Annotated in this window: 21 protein-coding genes and 1 other RNA gene; 4 read left to right on the top strand and 18 right to left on the bottom strand. The window is 69.0% G+C overall.

Features of this window, described 5'->3' with window-relative positions; all coding sequences use genetic code 11:
• The 15 genes from ACZ42P_RS11115 to rnpB form a co-directional block, all read right to left on the bottom strand.
• Nucleotides 1–792: a cell division protein FtsQ/DivIB gene (locus ACZ42P_RS11115; protein ID WP_464897604.1), complete on the bottom strand. Its 792-nt coding sequence runs from the start codon at nt 790–792 to the stop codon at nt 1–3.
• Nucleotides 782–1,708 carry a D-alanine--D-alanine ligase gene (locus ACZ42P_RS11110; protein ID WP_464897603.1) on the bottom strand — a complete coding sequence of 309 codons (927 nt, stop codon included), beginning with the start codon at nt 1,706–1,708 and terminating at the stop codon, nt 782–784. The genes ACZ42P_RS11115 and ACZ42P_RS11110 overlap by 11 nt, the downstream gene beginning before the upstream one ends.
• Before the next feature lie 97 nt (nt 1,709–1,805).
• Nucleotides 1,806–2,690 carry a UDP-N-acetylmuramate dehydrogenase gene (gene murB, locus ACZ42P_RS11105; RefSeq protein ID WP_464897602.1) on the bottom strand — a complete coding sequence of 295 codons (885 nt, stop codon included), beginning with the start codon at nt 2,688–2,690 and terminating at the stop codon, nt 1,806–1,808.
• Complete coding sequence (gene murC / locus ACZ42P_RS11100; RefSeq protein WP_464897601.1) at nt 2,687–4,099, bottom strand: UDP-N-acetylmuramate--L-alanine ligase; 1,413 nt, start codon at nt 4,097–4,099, stop codon at nt 2,687–2,689. The genes murB and murC overlap by 4 nt, the downstream gene beginning before the upstream one ends.
• Before the next feature lie 536 nt (nt 4,100–4,635).
• Nucleotides 4,636–5,742 carry an undecaprenyldiphospho-muramoylpentapeptide beta-N-acetylglucosaminyltransferase gene (gene murG, locus ACZ42P_RS11095; protein WP_464897600.1) on the bottom strand — a complete coding sequence of 369 codons (1,107 nt, stop codon included), beginning with the start codon at nt 5,740–5,742 and terminating at the stop codon, nt 4,636–4,638.
• Nucleotides 5,739–6,905 (bottom strand): putative lipid II flippase FtsW, encoded by a 1,167-nt coding sequence (gene ftsW, locus ACZ42P_RS11090; protein WP_464897599.1) that lies wholly within the window; start codon nt 6,903–6,905, stop codon nt 5,739–5,741. Before ftsW ends, murG begins: the two co-directional genes overlap by 4 nt.
• Complete coding sequence (gene murD / locus ACZ42P_RS11085; RefSeq protein WP_464897598.1) at nt 6,902–8,272, bottom strand: UDP-N-acetylmuramoyl-L-alanine--D-glutamate ligase; 1,371 nt, start codon at nt 8,270–8,272, stop codon at nt 6,902–6,904. The genes ftsW and murD overlap by 4 nt, the downstream gene beginning before the upstream one ends.
• 4 nt (nt 8,273–8,276) lie before the next feature.
• The gene (mraY, locus tag ACZ42P_RS11080; protein WP_464897597.1) at nt 8,277–9,368 is read right to left on the bottom strand and encodes a phospho-N-acetylmuramoyl-pentapeptide-transferase; all 1,092 of its coding nucleotides are present in this window, start codon (nt 9,366–9,368) and stop codon (nt 8,277–8,279) included.
• 1 nt (nt 9,369) lies between these two features.
• On the bottom strand, nt 9,370–10,746 hold the full coding sequence (locus ACZ42P_RS11075; RefSeq protein WP_464897596.1) for a UDP-N-acetylmuramoyl-tripeptide--D-alanyl-D-alanine ligase: 1,377 nt from the start codon (nt 10,744–10,746) through the stop codon (nt 9,370–9,372).
• A complete protein-coding gene (locus tag ACZ42P_RS11070; RefSeq protein WP_464897595.1) occupies nt 10,743–12,257 on the bottom strand; it encodes a UDP-N-acetylmuramoyl-L-alanyl-D-glutamate--2,6-diaminopimelate ligase in 1,515 nt (504 codons plus the stop codon). Before ACZ42P_RS11070 ends, ACZ42P_RS11075 begins: the two co-directional genes overlap by 4 nt.
• Nucleotides 12,254–13,984, bottom strand: a complete 1,731-nt coding sequence (locus ACZ42P_RS11065) for a peptidoglycan D,D-transpeptidase FtsI family protein (RefSeq protein ID WP_464897594.1) — start codon at nt 13,982–13,984, stop codon at nt 12,254–12,256. The genes ACZ42P_RS11070 and ACZ42P_RS11065 overlap by 4 nt, the downstream gene beginning before the upstream one ends.
• Nucleotides 13,981–14,259, bottom strand: coding sequence for a cell division protein FtsL (gene ftsL / locus ACZ42P_RS11060; protein WP_464897593.1), 279 nt, complete (start codon nt 14,257–14,259; stop codon nt 13,981–13,983). Before ftsL ends, ACZ42P_RS11065 begins: the two co-directional genes overlap by 4 nt.
• Nucleotides 14,256–15,200: a 16S rRNA (cytosine(1402)-N(4))-methyltransferase RsmH gene (rsmH, locus tag ACZ42P_RS11055; protein ID WP_464897592.1), complete on the bottom strand. Its 945-nt coding sequence runs from the start codon at nt 15,198–15,200 to the stop codon at nt 14,256–14,258. Before rsmH ends, ftsL begins: the two co-directional genes overlap by 4 nt.
• On the bottom strand, nt 15,197–15,643 hold the full coding sequence (gene mraZ / locus ACZ42P_RS11050) for a division/cell wall cluster transcriptional repressor MraZ (protein ID WP_464897591.1): 447 nt from the start codon (nt 15,641–15,643) through the stop codon (nt 15,197–15,199). The genes rsmH and mraZ overlap by 4 nt, the downstream gene beginning before the upstream one ends.
• A 297-nt stretch (nt 15,644–15,940) precedes the next feature.
• Nucleotides 15,941–16,598, bottom strand: an RNA gene (gene rnpB, locus ACZ42P_RS11045) — RNase P RNA component class A.
• A 92-nt stretch (nt 16,599–16,690) separates the two neighbouring features.
• On the opposite strand from rnpB, the gene ACZ42P_RS11040 reads away from it, so the two are divergent.
• Entirely contained in the window at nt 16,691–19,054 is a 2,364-nt protein-coding gene (locus tag ACZ42P_RS11040; RefSeq protein ID WP_464897590.1) for a sensor domain-containing protein, read from the top strand.
• Between the two features lie 167 nt (nt 19,055–19,221).
• Here ACZ42P_RS11040 and hepT read toward each other — a convergent pair whose 3' ends face one another.
• The 3 genes from hepT to ppc form a co-directional block, all read right to left on the bottom strand.
• Nucleotides 19,222–19,452: a type VII toxin-antitoxin system HepT family RNase toxin gene (gene hepT / locus ACZ42P_RS11035; RefSeq protein WP_464897589.1), complete on the bottom strand. Its 231-nt coding sequence runs from the start codon at nt 19,450–19,452 to the stop codon at nt 19,222–19,224.
• Nucleotides 19,453–19,669: 217 nt separating this feature from the next.
• Nucleotides 19,670–20,086, bottom strand: coding sequence for a type VII toxin-antitoxin system MntA family adenylyltransferase antitoxin (mntA, locus tag ACZ42P_RS11030; protein ID WP_464897588.1), 417 nt, complete (start codon nt 20,084–20,086; stop codon nt 19,670–19,672).
• Between the two features lie 212 nt (nt 20,087–20,298).
• Nucleotides 20,299–23,088: a phosphoenolpyruvate carboxylase gene (ppc, locus tag ACZ42P_RS11025; protein ID WP_464897587.1), complete on the bottom strand. Its 2,790-nt coding sequence runs from the start codon at nt 23,086–23,088 to the stop codon at nt 20,299–20,301.
• A 223-nt stretch (nt 23,089–23,311) separates the two neighbouring features.
• On the opposite strand from ppc, the gene ACZ42P_RS11020 reads away from it, so the two are divergent.
• The 3 genes from ACZ42P_RS11020 to ACZ42P_RS11010 all read left to right on the top strand — a co-directional run bounded on the left by ACZ42P_RS11020 (nt 23,312) and on the right by ACZ42P_RS11010 (nt 26,118).
• Nucleotides 23,312–23,824: a DUF1269 domain-containing protein gene (locus ACZ42P_RS11020; protein ID WP_464897586.1), complete on the top strand. Its 513-nt coding sequence runs from the start codon at nt 23,312–23,314 to the stop codon at nt 23,822–23,824.
• A 128-nt stretch (nt 23,825–23,952) separates the two neighbouring features.
• Nucleotides 23,953–24,402, top strand: a complete 450-nt coding sequence (locus ACZ42P_RS11015) for a CBS domain-containing protein (protein ID WP_464897585.1) — start codon at nt 23,953–23,955, stop codon at nt 24,400–24,402.
• Between the two features lie 132 nt (nt 24,403–24,534).
• Nucleotides 24,535–26,118 carry a methyl-accepting chemotaxis protein gene (locus tag ACZ42P_RS11010; protein ID WP_464897584.1) on the top strand — a complete coding sequence of 528 codons (1,584 nt, stop codon included), beginning with the start codon at nt 24,535–24,537 and terminating at the stop codon, nt 26,116–26,118.
• The last annotated feature ends 122 nt before the right edge of the window (nt 26,119–26,240 follow it).

Below are 26,240 nucleotides of genomic sequence, written 5' to 3'. Positions count from 1 at the left end.
TCAAACCTTGCCGGCCGGGGCGCCCAGGCGCACCGCGAAGCCGTTGGGATAACGCAGGTCCACGTAGGCCACCGCCCGGGGCAGGCGCCCCACCGTGGCGGCGTAATGGCGCGCGAAGCGTGCCAGCCGTGCCGTGACCTGGTCCCGCCCCAGTGCCACCACCAGCCCGTTGTCCAGTTTCAGTTCCCAGGCGCGGCGTGCATTGAGGCTCACCGCCACGGGTTTCAGTCCCGCCGGGGCCAGGGTGGCGCGGAACACTTCGTACTGCTGTGCCATTTCCCGGGCTGAGCCCTCCGGGCCCGCGAACACCGGCAGCGGCTCGTCGGAGGCGGCCTGGAACACTTCGCCCTGCGTGTTCACGAGTCCCCCCGCAGCCCAGCGGGCCAGGGCCACGTGTTCCTCCAGCGTCACTTCCAGGCGGTCCGGCCACTGCCGGCGCAGGCTGGCGTGGCGCACCCAGGGCAGCTTCTCGAAGGCCTGGGTGACGCGCGCGAGATCGAGGGTGAAGAAATTGCCCCGGAACTCGCGCGTGACGATGTAACTCACCTGTTCGTAGGTGATGTGGCGCAGATCGCCCTTCACCTCCACATGGCGCAGGGGAAACACGGGCAGGTGGATCACCAGGAACAGCAGGGCGTACACGAGCAGGATGGCCGCCAGGGCATAGAGCAGATTGGCCAGCCACAGCATGAGCTGGGCCCGGTCCCACAGGGACAGCACGAGGACATTGGATCCGGGCGCGGCCATGGGCCGGCGCACCAGATCGCCCTTGTCTGCGCGCCTACGCCACATCGTCGGTCTCCAGCCGGGCCAGTTCCAGAATGCGCAGGACCAGATCCTCGAAGGACAGTCCCGCCTGGCGCGCCGCCATGGGCACCAGGCTGTGATCGGTCATGCCGGGTGCAGTATTCATTTCCAGGAAATAGGGCGTGCCGCCGGCGTCCACGATGAAGTCGGCGCGTCCCCAGCCCCGGCAGCCGAGGATGCGGAAGGCACGCAGTGCCAGCGCCTGGAGGGCCTGCTCCCGCTCCGGCGGCAGACCGCAGGGCAGGATGTAACGGGTGTCGTTGGCGAGGTATTTCGCCTCGTAGTCGTAGAAGGTATGGGGCGTTTCCAGCCGGATCAGGGGCAGGGCCCGCTCGCCCAGGATGCCCGCGGTGTATTCCGCGCCGGAGACGAAGGCCTCCGCGATCACCAGCCGGTCGTGGCGCGCGGCGAGTTCCCAGGCGGGACGCAGCTCCTCGGCACGCGTCACCTTGCTCATACCGATGGAAGAGCCTTCGGACGCGGGCTTGACCATGAGGGGCAGGCCCAGCTCGCGCACCACCGCATCGAAATCGCTGTGCGCCTCGAGCAGGGCGTAGCGGGGGGTGGGAATGCCCGCCGCCTGCCAGATCATCTTGGTGCGCCATTTGTCCATGGCCAGCGCCGAGGCGAGCACGCCGCTGCCGGTGTAGGGAATGCCCATCAACTCCAGCACACCCTGGATGGTGCCATCCTCGCCGTGGCGTCCGTGCAGGGCGATGAAGGCGCGGTCGAAACCCGCGAGTTCGTCCAGGCGGCGCTCGGCGGGATCGAAGGCATGGGCGTCCACCCCGCGCGCCCTGAGGGCGGCAAGCACCGCGCTGCCACTCTTGAGGGACACTTCGCGCTCGGCCGAACTTCCGCCGAACAGCACCGCGACTTTTCCGAATTGGTCTGCCGTCATTTCAGGCCTCCTTTGCAGCGCCGGCTGCGCCCGACCGGGCAGGCAAATTTCCCGGCCAGCGCGCCGCGCACCGCTCTCCGACCCATGCCGCCGCCTTTCATGCCTTCTCCCCGACGATGCGCACTTCACGCTCCAGCCGCACACCGGTTTCCCGTTCCACGGTTTCCTGCACCAGTCCGATCAGGGCTTCGATGTCCGTCGCCGTCGCGCCACCCAGGTTGACGATGAAGTTGGCGTGCTTCTCCGACACCTGGGCCTGACCGATGCGGCGGCCCTTAAGACCACAGGCCTCGATCAGGCGCGCCGCGAAATCGCCCGGCGGGTTGCGGAACACCGAGCCGGCATTGGGCAGGCTGAGCGGCTGGGCAGCGATGCGCTTCTCAAGGAGCGCCCTGATGCGCTGCTGGGCCGCCGCGCCGTCGCCCGGCGTGGGGGCAAACCAGGCCGCCGCGAACCATTCCTCGCCCGCCGGCGGGCTCCCCCGCAGGGCCACGTGGCGATAGCCGATCTGGTAATCGCCCGGACCGCGCCGGCGCAGCGTCCCGTGCCGGTCGATGGTCAACACCTCGTCCACGATTTGCCACGTCTCCGCGCCGTAGCAGCCGGCATTCATGGCCAGGGCGCCGCCCACGGTGCCGGGAATGCCGGCCAGAAATTCCGCGCCTTCGTAGCCATGGCGCGCCGCGAAGCGCGCCAGCTTGGGCGCCGCCACACCGGCCTCGGCATAGATGCGATTCCCTTCCATCCTCACTTCCCCGAGTGCGCCATGCATCAGAATCACCGTTCCCCGGAAGCCGCCGTCACGCACCAGCAGGTTGGAACCCAGTCCGACGAACAGCACCGGTTCCTGTGCCGGCAGGGCCGCCAGAAAGGCCGCCAGGTCGGCGAGATCCGCCGGCACGTAGGCACGCGCCGCGCGCCCGCCGGCACGCCAGCTCACATGGCGCGCCATGGGCTCGTCGGTGAGCAGTCGGCCCCTCACGCCTCACCCCGCACTCCCTGCATGCCACAGCCCAGCGCCACCACGGCCGGCACCTGGCCTATGGAGCCCGCCCCCATGGTGAGCACCACGTCGCCCGGCCGCACCACGTTGCAGATGGCTTCCGGCAGTGACTGCACGTCCTCCACGAAAATCGGTTCCACCCGCCCCAGCACGCGCACCGCCCGCGCCAGGGCGCGGCCGTCGGCGGCCACGATGGGTGCCTCCCCCGCGGGATAGACTTCGGTGAGCAGCAGCACGTCCACCGTGGAGAGCACCTGCACGAAGTCCTCGAACAGGTCGCGCGTACGCGTATAGCGATGGGGCTGGAAGGCCAGCACCAGACGCCGGCCCGGAAAGGCGCCGCGCGCCGCGGCCAGGGTGGCCGCCATTTCCACCGGGTGATGGCCGTAGTCGTCGATCAGCGTGAAGGTCTCGCCGCCGGGCAGGGGAACCTCGCCATAGCGTTGGAAGCGCCGTCCCACACCGCGGAATTCCTCCAGCCCCTTCTGGATCGCCCGGTCCGGCACGCCCACCTCACTGGCCACCGCGATGGCCGCCAGGGCGTTGAGCACGTTGTGCCGGCCCGCACAGTTGAGACGGATGGGCAGCCTGCGCCGCCCCCTGCGCAGCACATCGAAGTGCATCTGTCCGCCCACCGCCTGGATCGCCGTGGCGCGCAGGTCGGCATCCTCCACCGTGCCGTAGGTGACGATGGGCTTGGTGATGCGTGGCAGGATGGCACGCACGTTGGCGTCGTCCAGGCACAGCACGGCCACCCCCCAGAAGGGCAGCCGCTGCACGAAATCCACGAAAGCCTGCTTCAGCCGCTCGAAGTCGTGGCCATAGGTTTCCATGTGGTCGGCGTCGATGTTGGTCACCACTGCGATCACCGGCATCAGATGCAGGAAGGAGGCATCGGACTCGTCCGCCTCGGCCACCAGAAACTCCCCCGAGCCCAGTCGGGCGTGGGCGCCCGCCGCTTCCAGGCGGCCGCCAATGACGAAGGTGGGATCCAGCCCGCCTTCCGCCAGCACGCTCGCCACCAGGCTGGTGGTGGTGGTCTTACCGTGGGTGCCGGCCACCGCGATGCCCTGCTTGAAGCGCATCAGCTCGGCCAGCATGAGGGCGCGCGGCACCACGGGAATGCCGCGGCTGCGGGCGGCGACCACCTCCGGGTTGTCCTCGCGCACTGCGCTGGAAATCACCACCACGTCCGCCTTGCCCACATGGGACGCGGCATGGCCGCGGAACACCCTGGCACCCAGCCTGGCGAGCCGGCGGGTCGCAGCACTGTCGGCCAGGTCCGAGCCGCTGATCCGGAATCCAAGGTTGAGCATCACCTCGGCGATGCCGCTCATGCCCGCCCCGCCGATGCCCACGAAATGGATGTGTTTGACCTTGTGTTTCATGCCCTACCTATGCCCGCAGCAAGGGGCAACGGCGCAATGCGGCATCCCTGACGCATCCGCCCCATGCGCATCCCCACGTCGTGGGGCCCCTGCTTGCTGCTCATGCCGCCAGCTCCTCCACCGCCGTGCATGCGCCAGCCCCGCCCCGTCGCCGGCCGGCGGCATTCGCCACGCGCGCATCCCCACGCCGTGGGGCCCCTGCTTGCTGCTCATGCCGCCAGCTCCTCCACCGCCGTGCATGCGCCAGCCCCGCCCCGTCGCCGGCCGGCGGCATTCGCCACGCGCGCATCCCCACGCCGTGGGGCCCCTGCTTGCTGCTCATGCCGCCAGCTCCTCCACCGCCGTGCATGCGCCAGCCCCGCCCCGTCGCCGGCCGGCGGCATTCGCCACGCGCGCATCCCCACGCCGTGGGGCCCCTGCTTGCTGCTCATGCCGCCAGCTCCTCCACCGCCGTGCATGCGCCAGCCCCGCCCCGTCGCCGGCCGGCGGCATTCGCCACGCGCGCATCCCCACGCCGTGGGGCCCCTGCTTGCTGCTCATGCCGCCGCCTCCACACACACATCGGCCACGATCCGGGCGGCGTCCGGTTTGGCGAGGGTGCGCGCCTTCTGGGCCATTTCGGACAGGTGCTCCCGTGTCAGTCCGCCGATGAGTTGCGCCAGCCTTTCCGGGCTCAGCTCCCGCTGGGGCAGGAGCAGCGCCGCGCCGGCGTCGGCCAGGAATCTGGCGTTGCCGGTCTGGTGGTCGTCCACCGCATGGGGATAGGGCACGAGGATGCTGGCCACCCCCGCCGCGGCCAGTTCGGCGATGGTGAGCGCGCCCGCCCGGCACACCACCAGGTCGGCTTCCCCATAACGGGCGGCCATGTCGTCGATGAAGGGCACGATCTCCGCTGCCACGCCCGCCGCCTGGTAGTGCGCCCGCACGCTCTCCAGATGGGCCCGCCCCGTCTGGTGCACCACCCGGGGACGGCTGCCCGGGGGGAGCAGCGCCAGTGCGCGCGGCACCGTCTCGTTCAGGGCCTGAGCGCCCAGACTGCCGCCCACCACCAGCAGGCGCAGCGGCCCGCTGCGGGCGCCGTAGCGCTGGGCGGGATCGGGCAGCCCCGCGATTTCCGCGCGCACCGGATTGCCGGTCCAGAGGGTGTCCACCCGGCGGCAGGGCAGGGGCGCATCCCCCTCGCCGTGCAGGGCATTGGGGAAACCCACCAGCACGCGGTCGGCGAGGCAGGCCAGCACCCGGTTGGTGAGCCCCGCCACCGAGTTCTGTTCGTGGATCACCAGCGGCCGGTGGAACAGGGACGCCATCATGCCGCCCGGAAAGGCCACATAACCGCCCATGCCCAGCACCACGTCGGGCCGGTGCGCGAACAGGGCGCGCGCGCTCTGCCAGAAGGCGGTGAGCAGGGCGAGCGGCAAGAACAGCTTGCGCAGCCACCCCTTGCCCCGCACGCCGCCGAAGCTCAGCCAGGCGACCGGGATGCCCTGGGCCGGGACGACGCGTGCCTCCAGTCCCGCGCGGGTGCCCAGCCACACGGCGCGCCAGCCCCGCTCCATGAGCACCTGGGCCACGGCCAGCCCCGGATAGACATGACCGCCGGTGCCGCCGGCCATGATGAGAATGGTGCGCACCGGCCCGCTCATACGGCATACCCCTTGATGAGCTGGCGCGACTCCCAGTCGATGCGCAGCAGGATGCCCAGCGCGGCGCAGTTGGCGGCGATGCCCGAGCCGCCGAAGGAAAGCAGCGGCAGGGTGAGACCCTTGGTGGGCAGCAGACCCACGTTCACACCCATGTTGATCACCGTCTGCACGCCGATCCACAGGCCGATGCCGTAGGCCACCAGGGCCGCGAAGGGGCGCTCCAGGCGCTCGGCCTGACGGGCGATGGCGAAGGCCCGCAGCACCAGGAAGGCAAACAGGGCGGCCACCACCGTCACGCCCACGAAGCCCAGTTCCTCCGCCACCACGGCAAGCAGGAAGTCGGTGTGGGCCTCCGGCAGGTAGAGCAGTTTTTCCACGCTGGCGCCGAGCCCGACCCCGAACCATTCGCCCCGGCCGAAGGCGATCAGGGCGTGGGAGAGCTGGTAGCCCTTGCCGAAGGGATCCGCCCACGGATCCATGAAGCCGATGATGCGCTGCATGCGGTAGGGCGAGCTCCAGATCACGATGACGAAGCCGATCACCAGCATGACGAGCAGCGCGCCGAACTGCCTGCCGTTGACGCCGCCGAGAAACAGGATGCCCATGGCGATGGCGATGATCACGGCGAAGGCACCGAAGTCGGGTTCGCGCAGAAGGAGGGCGCCGATGAACAGCATCACCAGCAGCATGGGGAGGAAGCCCCTGGTGAAGCTCTCGATGTGACTGGCCTTGCGCACCGTGTAGTCGGCGGCATAGAGCACCACGAACAGCTTCATCAGCTCGGAGGGCTGCAGGTTGATGAAGACGAGGGAGATCCAGCGGCGCGAGCCGTTCACCTCGCGCCCGATGCCCGGCACCAGCACCAGCACCAGCAGCACGATGCCCGCCAGGAACAGCCAGGGCGCCAGCTTCTGCAGGACGCGCGTGGGAAACTGGAAGGCGATGAAACCCAGCACCAGCCCGAACAGCACGAACACGGCATGGCGCACCAGATAGTAGGTTTCCTGGTGATTGGTGTAGCGGCTGGCACCGGCCATGGCGATGGAGGCGGAATAGACCATCACCAGCCCGAAGGCGAGCAGGATGAGGACGGTCCAGAGCAGGGGCCGATCGTAGTCGGGCTTGGCGTGCTGGGCCTTGAACGGCGTGGAGTAGAGCATCATGACCGGCTGCCCTCCTCCAGCGCGCGCACCGCGTCGATGAAGACCTGGGCGCGGTGCTCGTAATTTCGGAACATGTCGAAGCTGGCGCAGGCGGGCGACAGCAGCACCGCATCCCCCGGGCGGGCCGCGGCATGGGCGCGCCGCACGGCCTCCTCCATGTCGCGCGCCTCCAGCAGGGGCACACCCGTGCCCGCCAGGGCCTGGGCCAGAAGGGGGGCGTCGCGGCCGATCAGCACCACCGCGCGCGCGTGGCGCGCCACCGCCGGTGCCAGCGGCGTGAAGTCCTGCCCCTTGCCGTCGCCCCCGGCGATGAGCACCACCGGGCAGCCCAAACCCTCCAGTGCGGCCACGGTGGCGCCCACGTTGGTGCCCTTGGAATCGTCGTAGAAGGTCACCTCCCCGATCTGGGCCACCCGCTCCACGCGATGGGGCAGTCCGCGAAAACCGCGCAGCGCGTCGAGGAGCGGCGCGACGGGCAGCCCGATGGCCTCACACAGGGCCAGTGCCGCCAGAGCGTTGGCCGCGTTGTGCAGGCCGGCCAGCGGCAGCTCGGCCAGGGGCATCAGCAACTCGGAACCCCGCGCCAGCCAGCGCTGCCCCGCCGACTCGTGAAGCCCCCAGTCGCTGGCATGGGGGCCGAGGCCGAAGGTCACCACGCGCCGGCCCGGCAGGGCCATGGCGCGGCTCATGGCGTCGTCGCGGTTGAGCACCTGCACGCCATGGCCCTGGAAGATGCGGGCCTTGGCCGCAGCGTAGTCCGCCATGCTTGCATAGCGGTCCAGATGGTCCTGGCTCAGGTTGAGCACCGTGGCGGCATCGGCGTCGAGGCTGAAGGTGGTTTCCAGCTGGAAGCTGGAGAGTTCCAGCACGAACACCCCGGGAGCCGGTTCCCCCGCCTCGATGGCGGTCAGGGCGGTGAGCACGGGCAAGCCGATGTTGCCGGCCACCACGGTGGACAGGCCGGCGCCCCGGCACATGGCTCCCGCGAGGGCAGTGACCGTACTCTTGCCGTTGGAACCGGTGATGGCGATGAGTCGGGTATGTTCCCGCGGGCGGTGGGTCGCGAACAGTTCGATGTCTCCCACCACCGGGGTGCCGGCTGCCCGGGCACGCGCCACGTGGGGTTCCGCCAGGGGCACGCCGGGACTGATGGCAACCAGGTCCACATGGGTGAATAGCTCGTCGCTGAAGGGCCCCAGGTGGATGGGCACCTGGGGCAGCTCGCCCGCGAGGGTTGCGGCATGGGGCGGGTCCTGCCGGCTGTCGGCGAGACGCAGCCGGACCCCCCGGCGCGCCAGCCAGCGCGCCATGGACAGGCCGGTGTCCCCCAGCCCCAGCACCAGTACCGTCTTGCCCGCCAGCTCCATGGGGCTACCTCAGCTTCAGGGTGGACAGGCCGATCAGCACCAGGATCATGGTGATGATCCAGAAACGCACCACCACCTGGGTCTCCTTCCAGCCCTTGAGTTCGTAGTGGTGGTGCAGGGGCGCCATGCGGAATACGCGCCTGCCCGTGAGCTTGAAGGAGGCCACCTGGATCATCACCGACAGGGTTTCCATCACGAACACGCCACCCATGATGAACAGCACGATTTCCTGGCGCACGATCACCGCCACCGCGCCCAGCGCACCGCCCAGCGCGAGTGCGCCCACGTCGCCCATGAACACTTCCGCGGGATAGGCGTTGAACCACAGGAAGGCGAGCCCCGCCCCGGCCATCGCGGCGCAGAACACCGCAAGCTCCCCCGCGCCGGGGATGTGGGGCAGTCCCAGGTAGCGGGAGAACACGGCGTGGCCTGCCACGTAGGCGAAGATGGCCAGGGCGCTGGCCACCATCACCGTGGGCATGATGGCCAGACCGTCGAGGCCGTCCGTGAGGTTGACGGCATTGCTGGTGCCGACGATGACGAAGTAGGCCAGCACGATGAAGCCCGTCGCGCCGAGGGGGATGGCCACACTCTTGAAGAAGGGCACGATGAGCTCGGTCTGGGCCGGCAGCGTGACGTTGAAGGCAATGTAGGACACCGCCGCCAGGGCGATCACCGACTGCCAGAAGAACTTGGCCCGGGCCGACAGCCCCTTGGGGTTGCGCTCCACCACCTTGCGGTAGTCGTCCACCCAGCCGATGGCGCCGAAGCCGCCGGTGATCAGCATCACGATCCACACGTAGCGGTTGGACAGATCCGCCCACAGCAGGGTGGAGACGAGGATGGCCACCAGGATGAGGGCGCCCCCCATGGTGGGCGTGCCGGCCTTGACCAGATGGGTCTGGGGACCATCGTTGCGCACCGCCTGGCCGATCTTGTAGGCAGTGAGCTTGCGGATCATGGCCGGGCCGATGAGAAAGGAAATGATCAGCGCCGTCAGCGTCGCCAGCACCGCCCGCAACGTGATGTAGTTGAACACATTGAAGGCGCGGATCTGCAGGTCGGCGGCCAGCCACTGGGCCAGTTCGAGCAGCATGCTAGTCCCCGAGTGCGAAACTTTTCACCACCCGCTCCATCTCCATGAAGCGGGAGCCCTTGACCAGCACCGTGACATCGGGCGCCAGCAGGTTTTCCAGATCGGCAAGCAGTTCCTCGATGCGTTCGAAATGCCAGGCGTTGCGCCCGAAGGCTTGGGCCATGGCGCGGGCGTTGTCGCCCAGACAGAACAGCACATCGATGCCCCGGTCGCGGGCATAAGTGCCGATCTCCCCATGCCGTTGCCAGGCGGCCTCCCCCAGTTCCCCCATGTCGCCCAGCACCAGCACCCGCCGTCCCGGCATGGCGGCCAGCACGTCGATGGCGGCGCGCATGGAATCCGGGTTGGCGTTGTAGCTGTCGTCGATGAAGGTGGCGCCGAGGATGGCGCGCCGGGGCTTGAGCCGGCCCTTAACCGGCGTCATGCGCTCAAGCCCCGCCGCCACCGTTTCCGGTGCAATGCCCAGCGCGCTCGCCACGGCCGCGGCGGCCAGGGCATTGCGCACGTTGTGCACCCCCAGGAGGGCGAGCCGGGTGTGGGCGGTGCCCGCCGGGAGGATCAGCTCAAGGCCGGTGCCCTGGGGCGTGATCTCGAAGCGGCCGCTCACCGCTGCCGGTTGCTCGAGACCGAAATCGACCACGGGCCGCGCGCCCGCCAGTCCCCGCCAATAGCCGGCGAAGGCATCGTCGGCATTGATCACGGCGATGCCGTCGGCGGCCAGCCCGCCGTAGATCTCGCCCTTGGCGCGCGCCACGCCCTCCACACTGCCCACCCCCGCGAGGTGTGCCGCCTGGGCGTTGTTCACCAGGGCCACGTTGGGGCCGGCCAGCTGGCTCAAATAGTCGATCTCACCGAAATGGTTCATGCCCATCTCGATCACGGCGTAGCGGTGGGCGGGTGTCAGCCGCAGCAGCATGAGGGGCACGCCGATGTCGTTGTTGAGATTGCCCTCCGTGGCCAGCACCGCGTGCGCATCCCCGCAGTGTTCCCGCAGGATGGCCGCGGTCATTTCCTTCACGGTGGTCTTGCCGTTGCTGCCGGTGATCGCCACCAGCGGAATGGGGAAGCGCCGGCGCCAGAACGCGGCCAGCCGCCCCAGGCCCAGGCGCGTGTCGTCCACCCGCAGCAGCGGCAGGGGCGCGCGGCTGGCGGGCAGCCCCGCATCCACCATGGCGGCGACGGCGCCGGCCGCGCGTGCCTGTTCCAGGAAGTCATGGCCGTCGAAGCGCGGCCCGCGCAGGGCGACGAACAGCGCGCCGGGACGCAGGCTGCGGGTATCGGTGCTCACCGAGGAAAAGGCGACGTCATCACCGGTGGCCTCGCCGCCGATGGCCGCGGCAGCCTGTTTCAGGTTCAGCATCGGGTCGTCTGCCGTCATGATCTCCAGCCTTCCAGGGCGCGCCGCGCCACTTCCACATCCGAGAACGGCAGCCTTTGGCCATGGATTTCCTGATAGGTTTCGTGCCCCTTGCCGGCGATGAGCACCACATCGCCGGGGCGCGCCTGCCGGATGGCGAAATCGATGGCGGCGGCCCGGTCCTCGATCACGTGGTAGTTGGGGCCCATGCCCGCCACGATCTCGTCGATGATGGCCAGGGGATCCTCGTTGCGGGGGTTGTCGCTGGTAACCACCACGCTGTCCGCCAGACGCGAGGCCACCTCGCCCATCATGGGGCGCTTGCCGCGGTCGCGCTGGCCGCCACAGCCGAAGACACAGATGAGGCGTGCGCCCGCGGCGGCCGAGCGGGATTCGCCAATCACCTCGCGCAGCGTGCCCAGCACCTTTTCCAGGGCATCCGGCGTGTGGGCGTAATCCACCACCACCAGCGGCCGTCCCGGCAGTTCGATCTTCTGCATGCGTCCCGGTACCGGCTCGATGTGCGCCAGGGCGGCGACGGTGTCCGCCAGGGGAATCCCACCGGCGCACAGGGTGGTCAGCACCGCCAGCAGGTTGGAGGCATTGAAGCGCCCCAGGATGCCCGACTCCACATGGGCCTCGCCCCAGGGGGTGCTCACGTCGAAGGCGAGGCCGCGCGGCGAGACCGTGAGGTGCGAGCCGCGCACTTCGCCTGCCCCGAAGCCATAACCCAGCACCGGTATGCCCGCCCGCTCACAGGTTTGTGCCAGTTCACGCCCGAGGGCGTCGTCCAGGTTGAGTACCGCGTGCCCCAGGCCCGGCCACTGGAACAGCAGCGACTTGGCCCGGGCATAGCGTTCCATGGTGCCGTGGTAGTCCAGGTGGTCGCGGGAGAGATTGGTGAGCACCGCGACATTGAAGGCCACGCCGTTGACGCGCCCCTGGTCCAGGGCATGGGAGGACACTTCCATGGCCACACCCCGGACGCCCTGTTCCACGAATTCCTTCAGCAGCCTGTGCAGGCTGACGGGATCGGGTGTGGTGTGGGTGGCCGGGCCGAGGGCGCCGGGCAGGCCATTGCCCAGGGTGCCGACGATGGCGGTGGGACGGCCGCAGGCCGTGGCGGCCTGGGCAACCCAGTGGGAGCACGAGGTCTTGCCATTGGTGCCCGTGATGCCCACCACCCACAGGCTGCGCGAGGGGTGACCATACACTTCCGCGGCAATGAAGCCCGCCTTGTGGCGCAGGCCGGCCACCGGCAGGTGGGGCACGCGCCAGGCGGGATCCCAGGCGAAACCTTCCGGCTCCCACAGCACCGCCGCCGCACCGGCGGCAATGGCCTGGGGAATGAAGTGGCGGCCGTCGGCCTGCTCCCCGGGGTAGGCGAGGAAGACGGCGCCGGGCTCGACGCGGCGGCTGTCGATGGCCAGCGCGCGCACCGGAATGCCCAGTGCGTCCAGCATCCGGAAATCGAAGGCGAGCTGGCCACCGCCGCCCCGTCCGGTGTCCGCCATGGCGGGCCTGTGCCTCATGTCGCCTCTCCCACCACGGGTGCCGCATCCGGCGAGAAGAAGGCGCCGCCCGGCGCATCCGGGGGCACCGACAGCATGCGCAGGGCCCCCGCCATGATCTGGGCGAATACCGGGGCCGCCACCTGGCCCCCGTAATACTGGCCCGCGCTGGGTTCGTCGATCATGACCGCCACGATGAGGCGGGGATCGGACGCCGGCGCCATGCCGACGAAAGACGCGACGTAGCGGTCTTCGGCATAGGTGCCGTTGGCGTTCAGCTTGTGGGCGGTGCCGGTTTTGCCGGCCACGCGGTAGCCCGGCACCTGGGCGCGCGGCGCGGTTCCCCCGGGCTGCACGACCAGCTCCAGCATGGCGCGCACGGCACGGGCAGTGGCGGCGGAAAAGACGGGTCGGCTGGGCGCGGCCCGGTCCAGTTTCAAAAGGGACAGCTCACGCAGCTCACCGTCGTTGGCGAACACGGTATAGGCGCGCGCCAGTTGCAGCAGGCTCACCGAGATGCCATGGCCATAGGACATGGTGGCCTGCTCGATGGGCCGCCAGGTTTGGGGAGGCCGCACACGGCCCGCGGCCTCGCCGGGAAAACCCACCCCGGGCGGCGCGCCGAAGCCCAGCTTGCGGAAGCGGTCCGCCATGTACTCTGCCGGCAGCATCAGGGCCATCTTGGCGGCGCCCACGTTGGAGGATTTCTGGATCACCTGGGCCACGGTGAGCGCGCCCGCCGCATGGGCGTCGCGGATGGTGGCGGGGCCGATGGTGAGATAGCCGGGCGCGGTCTGGATCACCGTATCCGGCCGCACCCGGTCCGCTTCCAGGGCCATGGCGGCGGTGAAGGGCTTGAGGGTGGAGCCGGGTTCGAAGATGTCGGTCACCACCCGGTTGCGCATGTACGCGGGCGGCACGTCCTTGCTGCGCCGGTTGGGGTTGTAGCTGGGCTGGTTGGCCAGCGCCAGCACCTCGCCCGTGTGCGCATCCAGCACCACCACGGCGCCCGCCTTGGCCCGGTGCTGGATCACCGCGTTCTGCAGCTCCCGGTAGGCCAGGTACTGGATGTTGCGGTCGATGGAGAGCACCACCGGCTGGCCGTCCTGGGGCGCGCGGATGCTCTCCACGCCCTCGACGATGTTGCCCAGCCGGTCCTTGAGCACGCGCCGGCTGCCGTTGATGCCGGCGAGGCGGTCGTTGAAGGCCAGCTCCACGCCCTCCTGGCCGCGGTCGTCCACGTCGGTGAAGCCCAGCAGATGCGCGGTCTGCTCGCCATAGGGGTAGTAGCGCCGGTATTCCCGCTGCAGGAACACCCCGGGGATGTCGAGCTTGAGCACCTGCTCCGCCTGGTCCGGCGGCAGCTGGCGCTTGAGATAGACGAACTCGCGCTTGTCGTCGAGCTTGCGCTTAAGTTCCGCCACCGGCAGGCCCAGCAGGCGCGCGAGCTTCACCGTCTGGGCGGGTGTGATCTCCACGTCGCGCGGACTGGCCGCCACCGATTCCACCGGCGTGCTGATGGCCAGGGGTTCGCCGTTGCGGTCCAGGATGTTGCCGCGGTTGGCGTTGAGGGTGATGACACGGCTGTAGCGGGCCTCCCCCTTCTGCCGCAGGAAGTCCTTGTTGACGCCCTGGAGGTAGAAGGCGCGCCCCACCAGCACGAGGAAGGAGACCACCAGCACCAGCAGGAGCAGCCGCGCCCGCCACACGGGCAGCCTCACCGGCAGGGCGGCGGCGGGCGCGATCATGGCCGCCCCTCCGCGGCCGGCAACACCACGTGGATGCGTGCGGGCTCCGGCACCTTCATCTGCAGGCGCTCGCTGGCGATCTTCTCGATGCGCGCGTGCATGGCCCAGGTGCTCTGTTCCAGCTGGAGCTGGCCGAATTCCGTGTTCATCTGCTTGGCGGCTTCCTCGGCGTGCTGCAGCTCGGCGTAGAGCTGGCGCGCCCTGTGCTGGGAGGTCACCACCCCCAGGGCACACACCACGACGATGGAAAGCAGGATCAGATTGAGCCGGGTCATGCCGCAAGCCCCCAGGGCGTGCGTTCCGCCACGCGCATCACCGCGCTGCGCGCGCGCGGATTGGCCTTGATTTCCTCCGCGCCGGGACGCACGGGTTTGCCCACCAGCGCAAGCCGCGGCCGGGGCAGCTCATAGGCGCGCACGGGCAATTTGGGCGGCAGGGTGTCGGGACGCGCCTCCCGCTTCAGGAAGCGCTTGACGATGCGGTCCTCGAGGGAGTGAAAGCTGATCACCACCAGGCGGCCGCCGGGCGCAAGCACCTCCACGCACTGGGGCAGCACTAGCGAAAGCTCCTCGAGCTCCTGATTGATGAAAATCCGTATAGCCTGAAAGGTGCGCGTCGCCGGATCCTGGCCGGGTTCCCGCGTGGGCACGGCTTCAGCCACGATCTTGGCAAGCTGTCGGGTGTCGCGGATTGGCCCTCGCGCGCGCGCCGCAACAATCGCTCTTGCAACCTGTTTAGCAAACCGCTCTTCACCATAATCGGCTATCACCTCCGTCAGTTCGCGTTCGTCGACTTCGGCCAGCCAATCCGCGGCTGTCCTCCCCCGGGTGGTGTCCATGCGCATGTCCAGCGGACCTTCCATGCGGAAGCTGAAACCCCGGGCAGCCCCCTCGAGCTGCGGCGAAGACACCCCAAGATCCAGCAGCACACCGTTGACCTGTTCCACCCCCTGCGCACGCAGCCGGTCCTTCAATTCGGAGAAGCCCGCGTGCACTGCGGTGAAGCGCGTATCCGCAATCATGCGTGCCGCCTCGATGGCCTCGGGATCGCGGTCGAAGGCGATGAGCCGGCCGCCCGGCCCCAGACGGCGCAGGATTTCGCGACTGTGTCCGCCCCGCCCGAAGGTGGCGTCCACATAGATGCCGTCCGGCTTGACCTGCAACGCATCCACCGCCTCCTTGAGCAGCACCGTCACGTGCTGCGCCGCCCCGCTCACAGGGAGAAGTTCCCCAGTTCCGGGGGCAGCACCTGATCGCCCTGGGCGAGCGCTTCCTCCAGCTGGGCGCGCCAGCTGGCCTCGCTCCACACCTCGAAATGACTGCCCTGGCCCACCAGCATCACCTGCTTTTCCAGGCCGGCGAACTCACGCAGCACCGGCGAGATGAGCACGCGCCCGGCCCCGTCCATTTCCACGTCCTCGGCGAAGCCGACCAGCAGGCGCTGCAGCAGGCTCGCCTGCCTGTCCAGGCTGGGCAGGGACATGATCTTCTGCTGGATGGGCTCCCACTCGGGCTGGGGATAGAGAAGCAGGCAACGATGGGGATGGGCGGTGAGCACCAGACGCCCGCCGCCCTGCACGTGGAGGGCGTCGCGATGCCGGGCCGGGACGGCGAGCCGTCCCTTGGCATCGAGACTCAGCGCGGTTGCGCCGCGAAACATCCGCTCCCCCTGGGCGCCATCTCCCACAATCTCCCACTTTTCTCCACTTCGGCCCACTATAGGGAAAAAAACCAGGGGGGTCAAGGGAAAATCCGCCCCCGCCCGCGCAATTTTGTTTGCCGGGACAAGGACTTAGCGGCAGGCACCCTACGAGGGCGTTCGTATGATAAAAGAATGGCCTAGGACAATATCCTCAAGCGGCTTGTGCGATTCAAGCCGTAATGGACTGATTCACCTGGAAATGCGCCGGATCAGGCCAGCGCCGGAGGGCAGGGCGGCAGGAAGCGCCGGAGAGAGGAGGGAAGCAGGCCGATAAGCCGGGTTCTGTCGAGGACAGTCATCTATCTGGGCGCAACGTTACCGCTGCGCTCGAGCAACCTACCCGGGAACGACGCGAGCCACGTCATGGTTCCCCTATTTGGTCTTGCTCCGGGTGGGGTTTGGCATGCCGTCCGTGTTGCCACGTCCGCGGTGGGCTCTTACCCGGCGGGCGGGCGCCCGCCCCCTCCTTGCGGAGGGCGCCTTTTCACCCTTGCCTGAGCCTTGCCCCGGCAGTGCAGCCTGCGCTGCCCGCAGGACCCTGCTTCCACAGTGCCCTGCTGTCGCAGTGCCTGCTTGCGCAGCACCCTGCTATCGCAGCACCCTGCTATCGCAGTGCCCTGCTATCGCAGTGCCCTGCTGTCGCAGTGCCTGCTTACGCAGTGCCCTGCTGTCGCAGTGCCTGCTTACGCAGTGCCCTGCTGTCGCAGTGCCTGCTTACGCAGTGCCCTGTGCCCTGCTCTGCTTGGGGGGACTTTGCCGCCCTTGCGGGCGGCAAGTCCGGGCCATCGGCGGTTTGTTTTCTGTGCCACTTTCCATCGCCTCACGGCGTCCGGCCGTTAGCCGGCACCCTGCTCTGCGGAGCCCGGACTTTCCTCCGGCGCGGGGACGCGCCGGCGACTGTCTGGCCTGCTTCCGCTGCTTAGTATAACCGGGGGGCGCGAGGTTCCCGCCCCCTCAAGAAAAACCACAACGCGCCGCTATTGCCGGCTGCCACCGGAAAAAACCATGCTGTTCGCCGCTTTCCCGCCCCGCCCGCCCCTCCTTCGTCTGCTGCTGGCCCTGGTCCTCATCGCCCTGACCGAAACCGGGGTCATGCTCGTCCTACACCGGGTCCTGCCCGAGGAAAGTACACCCCTGTGGCTGCATACGGCGGCGGACGTGCTCGCCCTGACTCTCCTGGCGGTGCCTCTTCTGTGGTGGCTGTTCGTGCGCCCTGCCCGCACGGCGGCAGAAAGGGCCCTGACGCGCAACGCAGCCCTGCTGGAGCGATTGTTCAACGCCCTCCCAAGCCCCGTGGCCTGCCTGGACCGGGAATTCCGCTTCCTGCGCGTAAACGACGCCTATGCCCGCGCCGATGGCAGGGAGCCGGCCTTCTTCATCGGCAGGAACCACTTCGAGCTCTACCCCAACGCCGAGAACGAAGCCGTTTTCCGGCAGGTGGTGGCAAGCGGCGAGCCTTGGGAAGACCGCGCCAGGCCCTTCGTCTATCCCCGCAACCCCGAGCGCGGCGTCACCTACTGGGATGTGCGCCTGGAACCGCTGAAGGACGCGCGGGGCCGGGTGGAAGCGCTGCTGCTCACCCTCAACGACGTCACCGCCCACGAGCGGCTGCAGGCGGCGCTGCGGGAGAGCGAGGAAAACGCCCATGCCCTGCTGGATGCCATCGGCGAGTCGGCCCTGCTGCTGAGTCCCGACGGCAGGGTGCTGGCCATCAACCAGACTGGCGCGGCCCGCCTGGGGCAGACAGCCAACGCCATCGTGGGCCGGCCCGTCTGGGATTTCCTGCCCCCGGAAGTGGCCGAGCCCCGGCGCCGGCAGCTCCGCGAGGCGGTGCGCACGGCACGCCCGGTGGTGTTCGAGGACCAGCGTGGCGGCCGCCATTACCGCATCACCCTCAACCCCATCGCCGGGCCCAAGGGGGTGCGGCTGGTGGCGGCCTACGCCCAGGACATCACGCAGAGCCGGCGGGTGCAGGCCATGGAGCGGCTGCTGCGCGAGGCGGACGAACACATCCTGCGCGGCACGCCGCCGGAGTCCATCATGGGCTTCCTCTGCGAGCAGGTGGCGCAGGAGCTCGGCCTGGCGCTCGTATGGTTCGGCCGCCGGGAGAAGGACGGCACGGTCCGTCTGGTGGCCGCCGCGGGCCCCGCCACCGCCTTCCGCGACGAGGTGATGGCCGTCGGCGTGCGCTGGGATGACGCGGCCACGGGGCGCGGCCCCACGGGGAGTGCCATCCGCCTGGGGCGCATGCAGATCACCCGGGTGGACGCGCCGGACTTTCGTCCCTGGCAGGCGGCAGCGCACCGACAGGGACTCGGCAGCGCCTGCAGCCTGCCTTTGGTCATCCGCGGCGAGATCTGGGGCGCCTTCACCGTCTATGCCGGCGAGCCCGAAGCCTTCGACGATGCCCAGTTGCTGCGCACCCTGGAGCACATTGCGGCGCGCGCCGCGGTGGCGCTGGAGGCGAGCTTCGAGCACGAGCAGCTGCGCCTCTTGTCGGCGGCGCTGGCCAGCGCCGCCAATGCCGTCTTCATCACCGACCGCAACGGCCGCATCCAGTGGGTGAACGAGGCCTTCAGCCGCCTGTCCGGCTATTCGCCCGCGGAAGCCATCGGAGCGACCCCGCGCCTGCTCAAGTCCGGCGTGCACGATGACGCCTATTACGAAAAGCTCTGGTCCACCATCCTGGCAGGCGAGGTGTTCACCGCCCAGACCACGGAGCGGCGCAAGGACGGCAGCCTCTATACCGTGCGCCAGATCATCACCCCCATCCGCGACAGCGAGGGGGAAGTCACCCATTTCATCGCCACCCACGAGGACATTTCGGATGCCCTGGCGGCGCAGCAGCGCATCGCGCACCTGGCCCATTTCGACGCCGTCACCGGCCTGCCCAACCGGACGCTCTTCTTCGACCGGCTCGCCCAGGCGCTGGCGGGCAGCCGCCGCCAGGGAGACAAGGTGGCGCTCCTGTTCCTGGACCTGGACCGCTTCAAGCCGGTGAACGACACCTATGGGCACGCCGTGGGGGATCTGCTGCTCAAGGCGGTGGCGGAGCGGCTTTTTCGCTGCGTGCGCGAGACGGACACGGTGGCACGCATCGCCGGGGACGAATTCACCATCATCCTGCCGGGCATCCACGACCGGGAAGACATGGCCCGCATCGGCGACAAGATCCTGCAGACCGTGAACGAACCCTTCCAGGTGCAGGGCCACACCCTGAACATCGGCGTCAGCATCGGCATTGCGGTCTTTCCGGACGACGCACCGGACGCGGAAGGCCTGCTGCGCTGCGCCGATGACGCCATGTACGCCGCCAAGGCCGCCGGCCGCGCCACCTGGCGCTTCCACTCGGACAGCGGCGGCAAATGACCCCCGCCTGCTGCGGGCGCGGCCGGTCAGCCCGTGTTGCGCATGCCCGCGGCGATGGCACCCACACCGGTTTTACGGGGCGGGTGCAGGATGTTCCGTGCGCGGCAATGGGTGCCCGCAGGCAAAGGATCGGTCCTGTGCTTCCGGGAAGCATGCCGCCGGGATGGTCACCCGCCCTGCCTAGTCCCTTGCATCTGTCTCCAGCTTGTTCGAGACGGCGGCGGCAAACACCCGGAAGTCATCCAGCTGGCGCGTGCGATGGCGTGCACGATGGTCCAGTCGATGTCCTGGTAGCTGTGGACCGCGACATTGCGGAAGCCGACGGCTTTCTTGAGCCGGTGGGCCAGATCCGCGGAAATGAGACCGAGCCGGGCGAGTTGCTCGAACGCGCCGCCCATGCTCTCGGGTGGTCGCCGCCCATGCTCTCGGGTGGTGGGACGTCCTGCTCCGACAAAAGGCGCAACGCAATGTCCACGCACAGTTGCACCGCCCGGGTCAGGTTCAGCACCAGGATGTCCTGGGCGTCCGGGTCCTGCGCCAATGCGACCGCCGAAGCCGGACACCTGTCCCGAACCCGGGCGAGGCAGCGTCTCAAGGATTCCAGTTTGCGTTCGATCAGCCACCGATCCATCGTTTCCGCCGTATGGCCAGCAGTGCCCGCAGACCGGGCAGGAAGTCCTCGGCATCCAGGACATAGCGCACGGCCCAGCGCGCCTGATCCGCGGACGTGCCTTTGACGCGGGCGCCGGCGCGCAGGATCTCGCCCAGCAGGCCGGGCCCGGCCCGGTGCAGGTCGATGAGATCCACCGGGCGGCCAAGGACCTGGGCCAGCTCTTCGATGAGGCTGATGTGTTCGTCCCGGGTCAGCGGCCGGCCCCCATCCACGGCCAGGTCGAGATCGCTCTCCCAGCGCGCTCTTCCCCGGGCCAGGGAACCGAACACCAGCGCCAGCCGGATTTCCGGATGGGCGTCGAGAACCCCTGCGAGAAGGGCCCGGATTGTTCCGTCCGGCACGAGTGATGCGGTGTTCATGGAAGCCAGCATAAGGGACGACACCGGCCGATGCAAATCGGCACGGGACCCGGCGCCGAGCTTCTTGCGAAAACCCGATGTCCTCCCCGGGCCGGGAAAAAGCGTGCGGGCAAGCTGCCCGTCCGGCGAAAAACGACCCCGGCCGCGCCACCTGGCCCTTCCACGCGGACAGCAGCGGGAAATGAACCGCCGCCTGCTGCGGACGCGACCGGTCAGCCCGTGTTGCGCATGCCCGCGGCGATGGCATTGATGGAGCGCAGAAGCGGCTCCAGCCACGGGCTGTCCTCGCGTCCGTCGGCGCGGAATTTGGCGAGCAGCACCGTCTGCAGATGGTTGAGGGGGTCGAGATACTGGCGTCGCTGGGCAAGCGAGAGCGCCAGTTCCGGATTGTCCTCGAGCAGGGCCGCGCTTTCGCTCACCTGCAGCACCTCGTGCACGGAACGGGCGTATTCGGCAGCGATCAGGGCGTACACCCGCTCACCCAGCGCGGGGTCCGTGCACAGCCGGGCGTATTCATGGGCGATGCCGAAATCGGCCTTGGCCAGGGCCATCTGGGCGTTGGAAAGCAGGGTGCGGAAGAACGGCCAGTCGCGATACATCTCCCGCAGTTTGGCCAGCCGCGCCGGATCGTCGCCGCGCCAGGCCGCCAGGGCCGAGCCGATGCCATACCAGGCGGGCAGCGCATGGCGCGACTGGGCCCAGGCGAACACCCAGGAGATGGCGCGCACCGAGGCGCGCGAGCGGTCCCCCTGGCGCCGGTGGGAAGGCCGCGAGCCGATGTTGAGGAGGCCGATCTCCTGTACGGGGGTGGCTTCGTAGAAATAATCGAGGAAGCCCGGCGTGCCCTCGGTGAGGGCGCGGTAGGCGCGTTCCCCCTCGCGGGCGATCTCGTCCATGGCGGCGGCGTAGTCCTCCCGGTCGGTGCGGCCACCCCCCACCAGGTGGCTGCTGGCCTTGAGCACACCGGTAATGCCCAGGGTGAGCTCGTACACCGCGGTCTCCATGTTGTTGTACTTGTAGAACAGCACCTCGCCCTGTTCCGTGAGCTTGAGCTCGCCATGCACCGTGCCCGGCGGCTGGGCCAGGATGGCCTCGTGGGTGGGCCCGCCGCCGCGCCCCAGGGTGCCGCCCCGGCCGTGGAACAGGCGGCAGGGAATGCCATAGCGTTCGGACAGCGCGAGGATGCGCTTCTGGGCGCGGTAGAGGGACCAGGCGGAAGCCAGGATGCCGCCATCCTTGCAGGAGTCGGAATAGCCCAGCATCACCTCCTGCCCTTCACCAAAGGCCTCGATCAGGCTGCGATAGGCGGGCAGGGCATAGAGCTGTTCCAGCACCTGCTCCACCCGGTTGAGATCGTCGATGGTCTCGAACAGGGGGCTTGCGCCCAAATGGCAGAACCAGCGCTCGCCCACCCGTCCCACCAGTCCCGCCAGCGCGGCGAGGAGCATCACTTCCATCACGTGGCTCGCGCCGTGGGTCATGGAGATGACGTAGCGCCCCAAGCAGGCCGGCCCCAGCAGGCGCCGGTTGTGGGCAATCACACGGAACACGCGCAGAGTCTCCTGCGTCTCTTCGCTCAAGGCTTCCGGGTCGAATTCCAGTGCCTGGGCGCGGCCCACCAGGTCGCCCAGCAGGGCCAGGCGTGCCGCCTCGTCCAGGGCCAGGTAATCCAAGTTCAGGGCTGCGCGCAGGATCTCCGCGCAGGCGCGCGTGTGCACGGCGGATTCCTGACGCACGTCGAGCTGAAGCAGGTGGAAGCCATAGGTCTCCACCAAGTGGACGAGATCCGTGAGTTCCGCCCCCGCCACTTCCTCGTCGCCGTGGCCGATCAGGGAGTCGCGGATGAGATAGAGGTCCTTCAGCAGGCCCTCGGCACTCTCGTAGCCCACCTCCTCCCCTTCCAGGGGCGCCCCGTCGATCGCCGCCTGCACCGCGGCCAGATTGCGCTTGAGGCGGTAACGCATCACCTCCAGCTTGCGCCGGTAGGGCTCCTGCTGGTAGCGGTGGGGCTGGCTGGGAAAGCGCAGCGCGGCGTAATGGGCATCCTCTTCCAGGCTCGCCAGAAATTCCGCCGACGGCTGGCACATGCGGATTGAATAGGAAAGCTGGTCCGAGAGCTGTTCCAGGCGGCGCAGGTATTCCTCCAGGGCGACCCGCGCCTGCATCTGCCAGGCGAGATCGGTCACCTCCGCGGTCACCCCGGGGTGGCCGTCCCGGTCGCCGCCAATCCAGGAGCCGAAGCGCAGCAGGCGGCTCACTTCCAGCCCGGCGGCGGCCTGCTCGCCATAGACGTCGCGCATGGCCCGGCGCAGGTTGCGATAGACCTGCACCGTGGCCTGGAAGAGGGACAGGGGGAAATAGGACAGCCCCGCGCGCAGCTCATCGCGCACGTCCAGCCGCGTGGCGCGCACCTCGTCGGTTTTCCACAGGATCTGGATCTGGCTCGCCAGGCGGCGCACCGCCTCGGCGCGGAAGCTGCCGCGCAGCCGGGCATCGTCGAGCGCCTCCACGCTCAGGAAGATGTTGCGCAGCGCCCCCTTGATGGTGCGCCGCTTCGCCTCCGAGGGATGGGCGGTGATCACCGGCATGTAGCGCAGGCGCTTGATCAGGGCCTGCGCCTCGGCCGCCCCCACTCCCGCCTCTTTGAGGGCCCACAGGGTGTCGTGGAAGGAGCCGGGCCACATGTGGGCGCGGGCCCGCACCGCCTGGCGCCGCCGCCGCAGGGCGACGAATTCCTCGGCGATGTAGAGCAGCCCGAAATACACCCCGGCGGCACGCACGATCTGGGTGAGCGCGTCCGCATCCAGCCGTTCGATGAGGGCACGCAGGGCCTGGCGCCGGCGGGGGTCATCCTGTCCCCGCAGCCGGGCGAAGCCCCGCCGCAGCTCGCCCAGCGCCGCGAACACGGGCGGCGGCAGCTGGCGCTTGAGGATGCGCGACAAAAGCAGGCTCAGCAGGCGTTCGCGCTGCCTGAGCTCACGGGCGTAGGAACCGGTGTCCATGTCTGGCGAAGAGCGGCGGGAGTCGGCAAAACCTGTAATCTTGCCATGGCTGGCGCCGCCTGGGCACCCCTTGCGGCCTTTGACAATTCCCGACCATTCGACTAGACAAAGGAGATGCAGGGCCGTCTCGGCCGGCCCTGGTCCATCCCCGGGGGGCGGGCCGCCGAGTGCACCAGCCCCTCCCGCGCAAGCCCCGCCTCCCTTTGCCACGAGGAGGTCAGCCATGCGACGCAGACTCTATTTCCTGTTGCCGGACACCGCCAGCGCCCGGCAGGTGGTGGAGGATCTTCTGCTGGCCCGCGTCGAGGAACGCCACATGCACGTCCTGGCCCGGGACGACATTCCCCTGGAAGGGCTGCATGAGGCGTCCCTCCTGCAGAAATCCGACATCGTCCACGGGGCCGAGGCGGGACTGGTGGTGGGCGCCATCGCCGGCGTGGTGGCGGGCCTGGTGGTGCTCGCCTTCCCGCCCACCGACACGCCCCTGCAGCTCGTGACTTTGCTTGCCACCACCATGCTGGGGGCGGGCTTCGGTGCCTGGGTCTCCAGCATGATTGCCAGCTCCATCCCCAACTCGCGGCTGAAGGCTTTCGAGAAGGCCATCGCCGACGGCCAGATCCTGCTCATGGTGGACGTGCCCGCCCCACGGGTGCGCGAGATCCGCGAACTGGTCAGCCGGCGCCATCCGGAAGCAGGCAGCGGCGGCCAGGAACCCACCATCCCGGCCTTCCCCTGATGCGGCCGCCCCCTCGGCCGCGGCCCCGGCAGGGGCCGTTTTTTTTGCCTGGCGGCAAGCGCGACGGGTGGGCGAAAAACCTCTACCATTGGAGGGCGTCCCCAACCCTCGACCGCAAGGAGTCCATCATGCCCATCGGAGAGATCTGCAACCGTGAAGTCGTCATCGCCTTCGCCCGGGAAAACGCCCTGGAAGCCGCCAAGCTCATGCGCCAGTACCACGTGGGCGACGTGGTGATCGTGGAGGAAAAGGACGGCCGCCGGGTGCCGGTGGGCATCGTCACCGACCGGGATCTGGTGATCGAGGTGATGGCCAAGGAAGTGGACCCCTCCCTGTTCCGCGTGGGCGATTTGGTCACGCGGGAGCTCGCCACGGCGCGGGAGCAGGACGGCGTCTATGAGACCATCCAGCGCATGCGGGTGCACGGGGTGCGCCGCATGCCGGTGGTGGCTCAGGACGGCGCCCTGGTGGGGATCGTCTCCCTGGACGACCTGCTCGCCCTGCTCGCCGAGGAAATGACGGCCCTGGCCCGCATCACCACCCGGGAACAGGAGGTGGAGGCGACCCTGCGCCGCTGAGCCATGCAGTTGGCATGGACCGGGGTTCGCTCCGGTCAGCGGGGGCTTGAGCCCTCAAGAATCCGTCGGCTGCGCCGCTATTGGCCGGGAGCGGGCCTTTTGGCCCCCTTCCGGATCAGCAAGGAGACCATCATGCGGCGCAATCTGCCGGTGACCCAGCAGGAATACGACTACCGCCCGGGCGCGGTGATCATCTCCAAGACCGACCCCAAGGGCATCATCACCGACGCCAACGACGATTTCGTCGAGATCTCCGGTTACAGCCGGGAAGAGCTCATCGGCCAGCCCCACAACATCCTGCGCCACCCGGACGTGCCCCCCGCAGCCTTCGCCGACCTGTGGGCCACGGTGAAACAGGGCAAGCTGTGGAACGGCATCGTCAAAAACCGGCGCAAGAACGGCGACCACTACTGGGTGGAGGCCAACGTGGCGCCCATCCGGGAAAACGGCCGCATCACCGGCTACGTGTCCGTGCGCGTGAAGCCCACCCGGGAGCAAATCGCCGCCGCGGAGAAGCTCTATGCCGACCTCAACGCCGGGCGGGCGCGCCTGGGCGGGCTGTCTAGCCGGCTGCGCGCCCTCGGCCTGCGCAGCAAGATATGGACCGTGGCCGCGGTGATCGGCGCCGTGCCGGTGGTGGGCTGGCTGGCGGGCCTGCCGGGATACGTCACCGCTCTCACCAGTCTCATCCTCACCCTGGGGCTCGCGCCCCTGGCCATCGCCAGCATCGTGCGTCCCATCGAAGCCCTGCGGGATACCATGCTGGCCACCCAGGGTGACGGCGACCTCACCCGCCGCGCCCAGGTGTTCGGCGACGACGAGGTGGGACAAATGGCCAAGATCTACAACGCCCTCATGCTCATGCTCAAGGGCATCACCCAGGAAATCCGCGGCAACACGGCAACACTGGAACAGGTGACGCGGGAACTTTTGCAGAGCGCAGAGGGCGTACGCGCCAGCGTGGAAGGCCAGACGGCTGCCGCCCAGGAAAGTGCGGCGGCCGTGGAAGAGCTCACCGCCAGCGTCGCCTCCGTGGCGGAGCTGGGGCAGCAGGTGCAGCAAGACGCCCACCAGAGCCTGGAACAGACGGAGCGCGCCAACGAGGGCATCTCCGCCATGGCCGGTCAGATCGACCGGGTGGAGAACCTGGTGCGGGGCATGGCCCAGTCGGTGGAAGCCTTCGTGGCGCGCGCCGCCCAGATCAGCCAGATGACCCGCCAGGTGAAGGAAATCGCCGACCAGACCAACCTGCTCGCCCTCAATGCCGCCATCGAGGCCGCCCGCGCCGGCGAGGCCGGCCGCGGCTTCGCGGTGGTGGCAGACGAGGTCAGGAAGCTCGCGGAGAAGTCCGCCCACACCGCCCAGGAAATCGACGGCGTGACGCACACCATCGAAACGGAGAGCAAAACCGTGCAGCAGACCGTCCAGCAGGGTCTCGGGCACTTCAGCGAGATGCAGGACGCCATGGAAGCCTTCGCCGAGCTCATGGCGATTTCCGGTCATGCGGTGCGCCAGGCCGCGGGCCGCATGGACGAAGTGGGCAATGCCACCCAGGAACAGGCCAAGGCCATCCAGGATATCTCGGCCCAGATCGGCCGCATCGCCGAAAACGGCGACCGCACCGTGGCCATCATGCAGGCGGCCTGTGCCCTCACCGCCCAGCTGGAGGAAATGGCGCGCAACCTCAGCCGCAGCGTGGAACGCTTCCGCGCCTGACGGGCGCTCACAGGCGAGCTTTGGCCGCCGAAGCGCATCCCACCGAGACAAGGCGGCTCACCCTGTGGGAGCGGCTTTGGCCGCCATGACAGCCTTTCCCGACTCTTTCGCCGCTAAAGCGC

It is taken from the genome of Thiobacter subterraneus, from assembly GCF_055379455.1.
Note: the sequence above shows the minus strand (reverse complement) of the source record. Positions and strands in the feature narration are given on the sequence as shown.